Annotated in this window: 12 protein-coding genes; 9 read left to right on the forward strand and 3 right to left on the reverse strand. The window is 73.6% G+C overall.

What is annotated here, in order from left to right; genetic code table 11:
* Positions 1 to 33: 33 nt before the first annotated feature.
* On the reverse strand, positions 34 to 1,020 hold the full coding sequence (nusA, locus tag SRB5_RS30915; protein ID WP_323378767.1) for a transcription termination factor NusA: 987 nt from the start codon (positions 1,018 to 1,020) through the stop codon (positions 34 to 36).
* Positions 1,021 to 1,022: 2 nt separating this feature from the next.
* Positions 1,023 to 1,550 (reverse strand): ribosome maturation factor RimP, encoded by a 528-nt coding sequence (gene rimP / locus SRB5_RS30920; RefSeq protein WP_153456775.1) that lies wholly within the window; start codon positions 1,548 to 1,550, stop codon positions 1,023 to 1,025.
* Between the two features lie 114 nt (positions 1,551 to 1,664).
* Here rimP and SRB5_RS30925 point away from each other — a divergent pair, with 114 nt between their 5' ends.
* The 5 genes from SRB5_RS30925 to SRB5_RS30945 all read left to right on the forward strand — a co-directional run bounded on the left by SRB5_RS30925 (position 1,665) and on the right by SRB5_RS30945 (position 6,367).
* The gene (locus tag SRB5_RS30925; RefSeq protein ID WP_323378768.1) at positions 1,665 to 2,213 is read left to right on the forward strand and encodes a hypothetical protein; all 549 of its coding nucleotides are present in this window, start codon (positions 1,665 to 1,667) and stop codon (positions 2,211 to 2,213) included.
* Positions 2,210 to 2,647 (forward strand): ferritin-like domain-containing protein, encoded by a 438-nt coding sequence (locus tag SRB5_RS30930; RefSeq protein WP_153456776.1) that lies wholly within the window; start codon positions 2,210 to 2,212, stop codon positions 2,645 to 2,647. Before SRB5_RS30925 ends, SRB5_RS30930 begins: the two co-directional genes overlap by 4 nt.
* Before the next feature lie 63 nt (positions 2,648 to 2,710).
* Complete coding sequence (locus SRB5_RS30935) at positions 2,711 to 3,634, forward strand: aminoglycoside phosphotransferase family protein (RefSeq protein ID WP_153456777.1); 924 nt, start codon at positions 2,711 to 2,713, stop codon at positions 3,632 to 3,634.
* 44 nt (positions 3,635 to 3,678) lie between these two features.
* Positions 3,679 to 5,526, forward strand: a complete 1,848-nt coding sequence (locus SRB5_RS30940) for a penicillin-binding transpeptidase domain-containing protein (RefSeq protein ID WP_153456778.1) — start codon at positions 3,679 to 3,681, stop codon at positions 5,524 to 5,526.
* Positions 5,527 to 5,599: 73 nt separating this feature from the next.
* The gene (locus SRB5_RS30945; RefSeq protein WP_153456779.1) at positions 5,600 to 6,367 is read left to right on the forward strand and encodes a hypothetical protein; all 768 of its coding nucleotides are present in this window, start codon (positions 5,600 to 5,602) and stop codon (positions 6,365 to 6,367) included.
* 18 nt (positions 6,368 to 6,385) lie between these two features.
* On the opposite strand, the gene SRB5_RS30950 is transcribed toward SRB5_RS30945, so the two are convergent.
* Positions 6,386 to 8,086 carry a proline--tRNA ligase gene (locus tag SRB5_RS30950; RefSeq protein ID WP_153456780.1) on the reverse strand — a complete coding sequence of 567 codons (1,701 nt, stop codon included), beginning with the start codon at positions 8,084 to 8,086 and terminating at the stop codon, positions 6,386 to 6,388.
* Between the two features lie 85 nt (positions 8,087 to 8,171).
* On the opposite strand from SRB5_RS30950, the gene SRB5_RS30955 reads away from it, so the two are divergent.
* From SRB5_RS30955 to truB, 4 genes are all read left to right on the forward strand, one after another.
* The gene (locus tag SRB5_RS30955) at positions 8,172 to 8,705 is read left to right on the forward strand and encodes a GNAT family N-acetyltransferase (RefSeq protein ID WP_153456781.1); all 534 of its coding nucleotides are present in this window, start codon (positions 8,172 to 8,174) and stop codon (positions 8,703 to 8,705) included.
* Between the two features lie 88 nt (positions 8,706 to 8,793).
* Positions 8,794 to 9,090 (forward strand): DUF503 domain-containing protein, encoded by a 297-nt coding sequence (locus tag SRB5_RS30960; RefSeq protein ID WP_323378776.1) that lies wholly within the window; start codon positions 8,794 to 8,796, stop codon positions 9,088 to 9,090.
* Between the two features lie 21 nt (positions 9,091 to 9,111).
* Positions 9,112 to 9,558, forward strand: coding sequence for a 30S ribosome-binding factor RbfA (rbfA, locus tag SRB5_RS30965; protein WP_323378770.1), 447 nt, complete (start codon positions 9,112 to 9,114; stop codon positions 9,556 to 9,558).
* A complete protein-coding gene (gene truB / locus SRB5_RS30970) occupies positions 9,555 to 10,457 on the forward strand; it encodes a tRNA pseudouridine(55) synthase TruB (RefSeq protein WP_323378771.1) in 903 nt (300 codons plus the stop codon). The genes rbfA and truB overlap by 4 nt, the downstream gene beginning before the upstream one ends.
* The last annotated feature ends 646 nt before the right edge of the window (positions 10,458 to 11,103 follow it).

Consider the following 11,103-nt stretch of genomic DNA (forward strand, 5'->3'; position numbering starts at 1 on the left):
CGGATTTGGTGCGGGTGTTCCTGCGGGCGGAACTCAGTCCTCCGCCGACTCCGTGTCGGGGCGGATGTCGATGCGCCACCCGGTGAGCCGGGCCGCCAGCCGGGCGTTCTGCCCTTCCTTGCCGATGGCCAGCGACAGCTGGTAGTCGGGCACCGTGACCCGCGCCGAGCGCGCCGCCAGATCCACGACCTCGACCTTCGTCACCCGGGCCGGCGACAGCGCGTTCGCCACCAGCCGCGCCGGGTCGTCCGACCAGTCGACGATGTCGATCTTCTCGTCGTTCAGCTCGGCCATCACATTGCGCACCCGGCTGCCCATCGGGCCGATGCACGCACCCTTGGCGTTGAGCCCGGAGCGCGTCGAACGCACCGCGATCTTCGTCCGGTGCCCGGCCTCGCGGGCGATCGCGGCGATCTCCACCGAGCCGTCCGCGATCTCCGGCACCTCCAGGGCGAAGAGCTTCTTCACCAGGTTCGGGTGCGTACGCGACAGCGTGACCGACGGCCCGCGCACACCCTTGGCGACCCGCACCACATAGGTGCGCAGCCGGGTGCCGTGCCGGTAGTCCTCGCCCGGCACCTGCTCCTGCACCGGCAGGATGGCCTCGAGTTTGCCGATGTCGACCAGTACGTTGTTCGGGTCCTTGCCCTGCTGGACCACGCCGCTCACGATGTCGCCCTCACGCCCGGCGTACTCGCCGAACGTGACCTCCTCCTCGGCGTCCCGCAGCCGCTGCAGGATCACCTGCTTGGCGGTGCTCGCCGCGATCCGTCCGAATCCGGACGGGGTGTCGTCGAACTCACGGGGCTTCTGCCCCTCCGTGACGTCCTCGTCGTCCTCCACGGCCCACACCGTGACGTGCCCGTTGCTGCGGTCCAGCACCACGCGGGCGCGGCTGCGGCTGCCCTCGGTGCGGTGGTAGGCGATCAGGAGGGCCGACTCGATGGCCTCGACCAGCAGGTCGAAGGAGATCTCCTTCTCCCGCACCAAACCGCGCAGTGCGCTCATGTCGATGTCCACGGCTACGCCTCCTCGCCCATCGTTTCGTTCTCGTCCTGCTTGCGGTTGAACTCGACCTCGACCCGCGCCCGCTCGATCTCGGCGAACGCCACCCGGCGGGGCTTGGACTTGCGCCCCTTGATCCCCTGCACCTCGGTGTCCAGCCCCTCGGCGTCGACCGCCAGGATCCGGGCGACGATCTCGTCGCCGCCCGCGTCCTTGGTCAGCCGGGCCCGCATCAGCCGGCCCAGCGCCCGCTCGAAGTGGCGGGGCTCCTTCAGCGGCCGTTCGGCGCCCGGGGAGCCCACCTCCAGCTCGTACGGGGCGTCGCCCATGACCGTCCGGTGTTCCGGGGCGTCCAGGGTGTCCGACACGGCCCGGCTCAGCTCGGCGCAGGCGTCGAGGTCCACGCCGTCCGCGGAGTCCACCACGACCCGCAGGATCCGCTTGCGCCCGACGGTCTCGAGCTCGACGTCCTCCAGATCCAGCTCGAACTCCGCGACCAGCGGTTCGAGCAGTCCGCGCAGCCTCTCGTTCTGGGTGGTGCTCATCCGGGTGACTCCTCGGCCGCGTGTGCTGTTGTGGGATCGGGTCTCAGACAGTCGTGTCAGGTCAAAGGGTATCCGCTCCGCGACGTCGGCGACGCCCACAGGTACGCTCGGGTCGTGCTGATCACGGGGACGACGCGTGCCGCGGGGCGCCGTCAGCTGCTACGGGGCGCCGCCTTGGGCGCCGTCGCCCTGGTTACCGGCTGCCAGACGGCCGAACCGGGCAAAAAGGACAGCGGGGGTTCCGGACCCTCACCGGAGCGGCTGCTGCGCCGCCAGGCGCACGCGGACGCCTCGGCGCTGCTCGAGCGCTACGACGCGGTGCTGGCCGCCCATCCGCCGCTGGCGGAGGAGCTCGGCCCACTGCGGACGGAGGCGGCGGCGTACGCGGCGGCGTTCGCGGAGCCGGGGTCCGGGCCGGCGAAGAAGAAGGCCCGCCCCAAGAACACCGGGGGCGCCAAACCCTCCGCGCCCCCGCCCGCCCCCGCGGTCCCCACCGACCCGCGCGAGGCCCGCGCGGACCTGGCCGCCGCCGCCAAGCGCGCCGCCGACGCGCACGCCAGGACCCTCGCCGGCGCCCCCGGCGAGCTGGCGCGCCTGCTGGCGTCGGTGTCGGCGGCGGGGACGGTGCACGCGTATCTGCTGAGCAAGGGAGCGGCCGAATGAGCGACGACGACCACTCCCTGATCGCCGCCCAGGCCGTCCTGGCCGGCGAACACGCCGCGGTGTACGGCTACGGCGTGATCGGCGCCCTCATCGGCGAGGACCGGGCGAACGAGGCCCGCGCCGCCTGGGACGCCCACCGCGCCCGCCGCGACACCGTGGCCCGCCTGGTGCGCGACCTCGGCGGCGAACCCCGCGCCGCCGCCGCCGGCTACGCGCTGCCGTTCACCGTGTCCGACGGGGGCGACGCCGTCCGGCTCGCCGCCGAGCTGGAGGACCGGGTCGCCGGCGTGTACGCCGACCTGGTGCGCGCCGCGTCCGGCGAGCTGCGCGGCGAGGCCCTGGCCGCGTTGCGCGAGGCCGCCGTCCGCGCCGCGCGGTGGCGCGGGCGCGGCACCGCCTTCCCCGGCCTGGCGGAGCGCGCCGCCGGGGTATGACGTCCGGGGCGTACGACCGGACGCCGTCCTGACGTCCGTACGACCGCAAAGGACACTGCTCGTATGACTTCCGCACACCCGCCCGTCCGGCTCGACCCGCCGCAGCGCCTCGTCCGCGCCGCCGTCGGGCGCGGCGGCGACGCGGCACGCGGATGGCTGGCGGGGCTGCCGGAGCTGGCCGGGCGGTACGTGGCGGCGTGGGAGCTGACCGTGGAGCGGGTGCTCGCGCCCGGCGGCACCCGGAGCATGGTGGTCCTGGTCCGTACGGCCGACGGGGCCCCCGCGGCGCTGAAGCTGTCACCGGCCGGGGAGCCGACCGCGCGGGAGGCCGCGGCGCTCGGGGTGTGGGACGGGAGCGGCGCCGTACGGCTGCTGCGGGCGGCGCCCGGGGACGGGGTGCTGCTGCTGGAGCGGCTGGCCGGGGCGGTCAGCCTGCGGTCGCTGGCGGAGGCCAAGGCGGTGCTCGAGGCCATTTCCACGCTGCAGCGGCTGTGGGTGGACCCGGGGGAGGGCCACCCGTTCCCCTCCGTCACCGACCACACCGCCGCGCTGGCCCAGCGGCTGGAGGCCGAGCGGGGCGCCGCCCCCGACGCGCGGGCGCTGATCGACGAGGCCCTCGAGCTTCGCCGGGAGCTGACCGCCGACCCCGGCGAGGAGTCCCTGCTGCACGGCGACTACCACCAGGGCCGGATCCTCGCCGGCGAACGCCACCCCTGGCTCGCGGTCGGCCCCAGGCCCCTGGTGGGGGACCGGGCGTACGACCTGGCGCGTCTCGTACGCGACCGCCTCGACACGCTCGCCGCCTCCTCGGGCGCCGAGGCCACCGCCCGGCGGCGGGTCACCCGGCTGGCGGAGGCCCTGGACGTGGACGCCGGGCGGCTGCGCGGCTGGGCCCGCTTCCGCGCGGTCACCGCGGGCGTGAGCCGGATCGCGGCGGGGGACGCGCGGCGCGGTGAGCTGCTGCTGGAGTTCGCGGGCTGGCTCTGAGCAAAGCTCTCGGCGGCCCGGCACAGCCCGTACCATGCGTGCCCATGCGGACAAAACGCTTGCTCGTGGGGCTGCTTGCGGGAGTGGCGGCCGTCGGGATCCTGGCCGCCGTGCTGGTGTTCGGACCGGACGGCGACGACCCGGCCGACGAGGCCCGCGGCGAGGCCCAGGCGTTCCTCGACGCCTGGGCCGCGGGGAAGCCGAAGGACGCCGCCGCGCACACCGACGACCCGGTGCGGGCCGCCGACCTGCTCGAGTCCGTCGTCCGCAACCTGAGCGCGAAGAAGGCCGACCTCACGACGGACGGCGCGAAGGAGGCGGACCAGGGCTACCAGGTGTCCCTGAAGCTCGACTTCACCCTCCCCGACCACGGCCACTGGACGTACGCGTCCACCGCCCGGGTCCGACCCCGGGGCGAGGGCTGGACCGTCCACTGGACCCCGCGCCTGCTCCATCCGGCGCTCGGCGACCACGAGACCCTCGTCCTCACCCGCCACCGCGCCGAACGCGCCCCGGTCCTCGCCGCCGACGGCACCCCCCTGGCCGGCGACGAGAAGGTCTGGCAGATCTCCCTGTGGCCCAAGCGCCTCACCCGCCCCGACGAGGTGTACGACGCCCTCGCCGGCCTCGACGCCGGTATCGACGTCAAGGCGCTGCGGACGCGGGTGGCCAAGGCCTCCGCGGACTCGTCGGTGCCGGTGGTCACGCTGCGGGACGAGGTCTTCGAGGAGCACCGGGGACGGCTCGAGCGGCTCTCCGGCGTGCAGTTCCGCGACACCGAGCAGCCCGTCGCCCGGTACGCGCGCTCGCTGGTCGGCGCCGTGACACCGGGCACCACCGACGTGGGGGCGTCGGGGCTGCAGGCGCGCTACGACAAGCGGCTGCGGGCCCGGCCGCACACCGAGATCGTCACCGCGTACCGGGAGACGGGCCAGCCCGTGAAGACCCTCGCCGAGCACGCCGCGGGCGCCGGGAAGCCGGTCCGTACGACCATCGACCCCGGCGTGCAGCGCGCCGCGGAGGCGGCGCTCGAGGGGCTGGACAAGAACGCCGCCCTCGTCGCCCTGAGCCCCCGCGACGGCACCGTGCTGGCGGTCGCCGACAACCCGCCGTCCGGCCCGGACATCGCCCTGACCGGCCGCTACGCGCCGGGCTCCACGTTCAAGATCGTCACCTCGGCGGCGCTGTCCGAGAAGGGCGTCACCGCCGGATCGGCCGTCGCCTGCCCCAAGTACGCCACGGCCGGCGGACAGCGCTTCGAGAACCAGAACGAGTTCGACCTGCCCCGCGGCACCACCTTCCGCGACGTCTTCGCCCAGTCCTGCAACACCGGCTTCGTCGGCCTGCGCTCCCGCCTCACCGACCGCTCGCTCACCGAGACCGCCCGCGCCTTCGGCATCGGCGGTACGTGGCAGGTCGGCGCGGCGACCTTCGACGGCGCCGTCCCGGCGACGAGCGGCGAGAACGACAGGGCCGCCGCGATGATCGGCCAGGGGCGGGTCGAGGCCAGCCCGCTGGTCATGGCGTCGGTGGTGGCGACGGTCAAGACCGGCGCCTTCCACCAGCCGGTGCTGGTGCCCGACGCGGTGGACAAGCCGTACGAGACCACGGAGAAACTGGCCCCGAAGACGGCGGGGATGCTGCGCACCCTCATGCGGGAGGTCGTCGTCTCCGGCTCCGGACAGGCCCTGCGCGACCTGCCGGGCGACCCGCACGCCAAGACCGGCACCGCCGAGTTCGGCACCGACAGCCCGCCGCGGACCCACGCCTGGCTCACCGGGTATCTGGGGGAGTCGGACCTGGCGTTCTGCGTCCTGATCGAGGACGGCGGCTCCGGCGGCAGGGACGCCGGACCCGTGGCGGCCCGGTTCCTGGAGGGGCTGGCGAACTGAGTAGCCGTACTCATGCCGCCCCCGTCCACGGGTAGGACCCTGGCGTTCAGGATCCCGCCGACTGGGGGCACGTATGGGGAAGTTGCTGACCGGCGCCGTGGCCGTCGCGCTGACCGTGGGCGCGCTCGTCCTCGCGTACGCCGTGGACGTGCCGACGGGCACGGTGCTGGGCATCGCGGCGGGACTGCTGTCGCTGCTGTGGCTGCTGGTGCTGCTGACGGTGCCGTGGAACCTGTACTTCAAGGCCCACGCGGTGCTCGCCGAGATCGCGGTCAGCCGCGAGAAGGGGCTCACCGTCCCCGAGAAGCGGGACGCGGAGGCCGCCCGGATCGCGCGGATCATGCTGCGGACGGCGATCGGCGGGCATGTGCTGACGGCGCTGCTGGCACTGGGGATCACGCTGGTGACGGGCGAGGAGGCCGGGTACTGGTTCGCGGGATTCTTCCTCGCCAGTACGGTCCTGCGCCCGTCCGGCGCCTGGTTCGGCCAGCTGCGCGAACGGCTCGGCGTGCTGCTGCGGGAGGCCCGCTTCCCCCGGGACGACGTGGTGACGCTCCTGGGCCAGGTCGAGGACGTCGTACGGGGCCAGAAGCTCCTGGAGGCCAAGGCGGAGGAGCAGTACCGGACCCTCGCCGAACTCCGGCGCACCGTCGACGCGCTGAACGCCTCCGTCTACACCCGCGCCGACGAGGCCGACCGCAAGATCGACGCCCTGGCCCGCGAGTTCGAGTCCGCGATCAACCGCCTCACGTCCAACGAGGAGATCATCACGGGCCTCAAGGCGTTCCTGCGCCTCCTGCGCTCCGACGAACCCGGGACCCGGCCGCCCGCCACCGGCTGATGCCCGGGGAGCGGGCGTTCACCCCAGGTCCTCCCACAGCCGCTGCACGGCGTCCGTCTCCGGCAGTTCCGTGCTGGTCCCCGTCCGCCGGTCCCTCAGCTCCACGATCCCCTCGCCGATACGCCGCCCCACGACCAGGATCCGCGGTACGCCGATCAGCTCCGCGTCCGTGAACTTCACCCCCGGCGACAGCGGCCGGTCGTCCACGATGACCCGCAGCCCCGACTCCGCCAGCCGCTCCGCGAGCGCCAGCGCCGCCTGGGTCTGCACGGCCTTCCCGGCGGCCACCACGTGCACGTCGGCGGGCGCCACCTCGCGCGGCCAGCACAGGCCCTTGTCGTCCGCCGTCTGCTCGGCCAGCGCGGCGACGGTCCGCGAGACGCCGATCCCGTACGAGCCCATCGTCACCCGGGCGGGCCTGCCGTCCCGGCCCAGGACGTCGAAGCGGCAGGCGTCGGTGTACTTGCGCCCCAGCCGGAAAATGTGGCCGACCTCGATGGCCCGGCCGAGCCGCAGCCCGCCGCCGCACGCGGGACACGGATCGCCGTCGCGCACCACGACGACGTCGAGGTACGCGTCGACCTCAAAGTCCCGCCCGCACACCACGTTGCGCGCGTGCGTGTCCGGCCTGTTGGCGCCCGTGACCCATGCCGTGCCCGGCGCGATCCGGGGGTCGGCGAGATACCGCACGCCCGCCAGACCCTGCGGGCCCACGTAGCCCCGTACCAGATCGGGCCGCGTCGCGAAGTCCTCCGCGGTGACCAGCGCCACCTGGGCGGGGGCCAGCAGCTCCGCCAGCTTGCCCAGGTCCACCTCCCGGTCCCCGGGCACGCCCACCGCCGTGATCTCGCCGTCCACCGTGACGAGGAGGTTCTTCAGCGTCGCGGAGGCGGGGACCCCGAGCCGGGCGGCCAGGGTCTCGATCGTCGGCGTGCCGGGGGTGTCGATCTCCTCCAGCGGGCCGTGCGCGGAGCCGTCGGCGGGCGCGACGGTGGTGCGTACCGCCTCGGTGTTCGCCGCGAAGCCGCACGCCGGGCAGTCGGCGAAGGTGTCCTCCCCGGCCGCCGCCGGGGCCAGGAACTCCTCGGACTCCGAGCCGCCCATGGCGCCGGAGATCGCCGAGCAGATCCGGTAGTCGAGGCCGAGCCGGTCGAAGATCCGCTGGTAGGCGCCGCGATGCAGCTCGTAGCTCGCGGCCAGACCCTTGTCGTCGACGTCAAAGGAGTACGAGTCCTTCATCTGGAACTCACGCCCGCGCAGCACCCCCGACCGGGGCCGGGCCTCGTCCCGGTACTTCGTCTGGATCTGGTAGAGGATCGCGGGCAGATCGCGGTACGAGGTCATCTGCTCCTGGGCGACGAGGGCGAACAGCTCCTCGTGCGTCGGCCCCAGCACGAACGCGGCCCCCTTGCGGTCCGTCAGCCGGAACAGCAGGTCCCCGTACTCCTCCGCCCGCCCGCTGGCCTCGTACACCTCACGCGGCAGCAGCGCCGGGAGCTGCACCTCCTGGCCGCCGATCGCGTCCATCTCCTCGCGCACGACGCGCGCCACGTTGTCCAGCACCCGCTTGCCCAGCGGCAGCCAGGTCCACATCCCGGCCGCCGCGCGGCGGACGTAGCCCGCCCGGACCAGCAGCCGGTGACTGGCGGTCTCCGCGTCCCCCGGAGCGTCCCGCAGCGTCTTGAGCGTCATCGTCGACATACGCCGGATCTCTGCCATGGGCGGAGGCTATCGGGGGCGCGGGGGCCCGCGGCGCGGCCGCTGATATCTCGGCCCCCGCGGAAAGGCAGTAGGGTGCCCAGCCATGGAAGACGTCGTGGTCGGCCCGCTCGACCTTGCCGCGCGGGTGGACGAGGCCCTGGCCGTCCAGGCCCTCGCCTTCGGACTGACCGACGACGAGATCGGCGTCCGCCGGCACGTGGTGCTGCGGCACACCGCCAACCGGGGGGTGCGCGCCCTCGGCGCGACGAACGAGCAGGGGCGCCTGGTCGGCTTCGTGTACGGGATGCCGAACAACCGGATCTACTGGTGGTCCACCGTCGTCCAGCCCTATCTGCGCGCCGCCGGACTCGACGGCTGGCTCGACGACTCCTTCGTGATCACCGAGCTCCACGTGCATCCGGCGTACCAGCAGCGCGGCATCGGCCGCGAGCTGATCACCCGGATCACCGACGAGGCGACCGAGCCCCGCTCGATCCTCTCCGCGATCGACGTCGAGAGCCCCGCCCGCCGCCTCTACCGCTCGCTGGGCTACCGGGACCTGGCCCGCCGCGTGCTGTTCCCCTCGGCCCCCAGCCCGTACGCGGTCATGGGGGCGGAGCTGCCGCTGCGCCGGTAATCCCGTCGAGGGACCGCGGACGGCAGGGTACGGTTGCGCTTGCGCTGTGCTGCGATCTAGCCCGAACCGGCGGGTCATCCGGATCAATGTGTATGTGGGGACCCTGTCCTGCGACCTCCTCCTCGGCGACGTACGGTCACTGAAGGAGAAGCGTTCCGTCGTCCGCCCGATCGTCGCCGAGCTGCACCGCAAATTCGCGGTGAGCGTCGCCGAGGTCGGGGACCAGGACCTTCATCGCAGGGCCAGGATCGGCCTCGCGATGGTCTCGGGTGACATCGGACACCTTACGGACGTGCTGGACCGGTGCGAGCGGCTGGTGGCCGCGCGTCCGGAGGTGGAGCTGCTGTCCGTACGACGGCGGCTGCACGGCGAAGAAGACGAGTGACACGAAGAAGGAGACGGACCAGTGGCCGACAACGCAAGGGCGAAGAGGCTCGCTGACCTCATCCGCGAGGTGGTCGCCGAGAAGCTGCACCGGGGCGTCAAGGACCCCCGGCTCGGGACCAGGGTGACCATCACCGACACGCGGGTGACCGGTGACCTGCGCGAGGCGACCGTCTTCTACACCGTGTACGGCGACGACGAGGAGCGGGCGCAGGCGGCCAAGGGCCTGGAGAGCGCCAAGGGCGTCCTGCGGTCGGCGGTCGGACAGGCGGCGGGCGTGAAGTTCACGCCGTCGCTCACGTTCGTCGCGGACGCGCTGCCGGACACGGCGAAGACCATCGACGACGCGCTGGCCCGGGCGAAGGCGAAGGACGAGCAGGTACGCCAGGCGTCCGCAGGCGCCGCGTACGCCGGTGAGGCGGACCCGTACCGCAAGCCGGGCGAGGACGAGGACGCGGACACCGAGTGAGCGGTACGGACAAGACGCCGGACGGCCTGGTCATCGTCGACAAGCCGTCCGGCTTCACTTCGCACGACGTGGTCGCCCGGATACGGCGGCTGGCCCGCACCCGGCGGGTGGGGCACGCGGGGACGCTCGATCCGATGGCCACGGGGGTGCTCGTGGTGGGGGTCGAGAAGGCCACGCGGCTCCTCGGTCATCTGGCGCTGACCGAGAAGGAGTACGTGGCGACGATCCGGCTCGGCCAGACGACGGTGACGGACGACGCGGAGGGGACTCTCACGTCGTCTCCCGGGGCTTCCGGTGTGGCCGAGGCCGCCGTGCTCTCGGGGATCGCGGAGCTCACCGGGGACATCATGCAGGTGCCGTCCGCCGTGTCGGCGATCAAGGTGGACGGGAAGCGGTCGTACAAGCGGGTGCTCGACGGGGAGGACGTGGTCCTCGCCGCCCGGCCGGTGCGGGTGTCTTCTTTCTCGCTCGACGGGCTGCGTCCGGCTGTCGCCCCGGACGGTACGTCGGTGCTTGACGCGTCCGTGACGGTCGTGTGCTCCTCCGGTACGTACATCAGGGCGCTGGCCCGGGATCTGGGGGCGTCGCTGGGTACGGGGGGTCATCTGACGTCGCTGCGGCGGACGCGGGTGGGGCCGTACACGCTGGCGTCGGCGCGGACGCTGCCGGAGCTGGAGGAGACGCTGACGGTTCTGCCCATCGCGGAGGCCGCCGCGGCGGCGTTCCCCCGCTGGGACGTGTCCGCGCCCGACGCGGAGCGGCTGTCGCACGGGGCTCAGTTGGCGGCGCCGGATCTGGGGCCGGGTCCGCACGCGGTGTTCGACCCGGGGGGTCGGTTCATCGCGTTGGTGGAGGGGCGTGAGGGGCGGGCTAAGAGCTTGGCGGTGTTTGTCGGCTGACCTCCGTCGCCTCCGTCGCGCGGCGGTGTGCGTCGGCCTCCGGCCGGTGGCCCTGTGCGGCGGTCTTTGGCTGCCGGTTGCGTCGGCTGACGCGCATCCGGCCTTCGCCCGGAGGCCTCAAGCGCCGGCCGGGCTTGTCGGCGCTGCGCGCCTCGCCCTCAAACGCCGGGCGGGCTGGATAGGGGTCTCTCCCCGCTGTCGGCTCGCTGCCGGGCGGGGGTGCACCTCGCCTTCGGCTGTGGTTCGCCGCCGTCACGTCGTGGGTCGGGGCCGCCCGACACACCTACGCGCGTACTGCCGCGTCGTGGTCCATTCGAGCGCGTTTCCCGTACGCGCGCAGGCGTGTCGAACGTCCCCTTACTTTCGTCGGCGGCTACCGGATTGTCCCTGGTCACCGCCCCCTCCAGCCCGCCAACCGTGGGGAACTCCCCCGGAGCACAGGCCCTCGAACGGTCGCCCCCGCAGTCGCCGGCCCGGCGGCGCGAAGCGCCGACGCCTCACTCCGCATCAGAAGGCGCGCAGCGCCGCCCCTCACTGCGAGGCGCGCAGCGCCCCGCCCTCCGCTCCCGCCCCAAGGCGCGCAGCGCCGCAGAAACACTCCACATTCGAAGCAACGTCACCGGCCCATCCCCGCCCCCCGGCCCCC

It is taken from the genome of Streptomyces smaragdinus (assembly GCF_009604385.1).
Taxonomy (GTDB): domain Bacteria; phylum Actinomycetota; class Actinomycetes; order Streptomycetales; family Streptomycetaceae; genus Streptomyces; species Streptomyces smaragdinus.

What these genes read in the sequence shown, in the direction of transcription:
- rimP (WP_153456775.1), bottom strand. Translation starts at nt 1,550, where the DNA reads ATGAGCACCACCCAGAACGAGAGGCTGCGCGGACTGCTCGAACCGCTG.
- SRB5_RS30930 (WP_153456776.1), top strand. Translation starts at nt 2,210, where the DNA reads ATGAGCGACGACGACCACTCCCTGATCGCCGCCCAGGCCGTCCTGGCC.
- SRB5_RS30935 (WP_153456777.1), top strand. Translation starts at nt 2,711, where the DNA reads ATGACTTCCGCACACCCGCCCGTCCGGCTCGACCCGCCGCAGCGCCTC.
- SRB5_RS30940 (WP_153456778.1), top strand. Translation starts at nt 3,679, where the DNA reads ATGCGGACAAAACGCTTGCTCGTGGGGCTGCTTGCGGGAGTGGCGGCC.
- SRB5_RS30945 (WP_153456779.1), top strand. Translation starts at nt 5,600, where the DNA reads ATGGGGAAGTTGCTGACCGGCGCCGTGGCCGTCGCGCTGACCGTGGGC.
- SRB5_RS30950 (WP_153456780.1), bottom strand. Translation starts at nt 8,086, where the DNA reads ATGGCAGAGATCCGGCGTATGTCGACGATGACGCTCAAGACGCTGCGG.
- SRB5_RS30955 (WP_153456781.1), top strand. Translation starts at nt 8,172, where the DNA reads ATGGAAGACGTCGTGGTCGGCCCGCTCGACCTTGCCGCGCGGGTGGAC.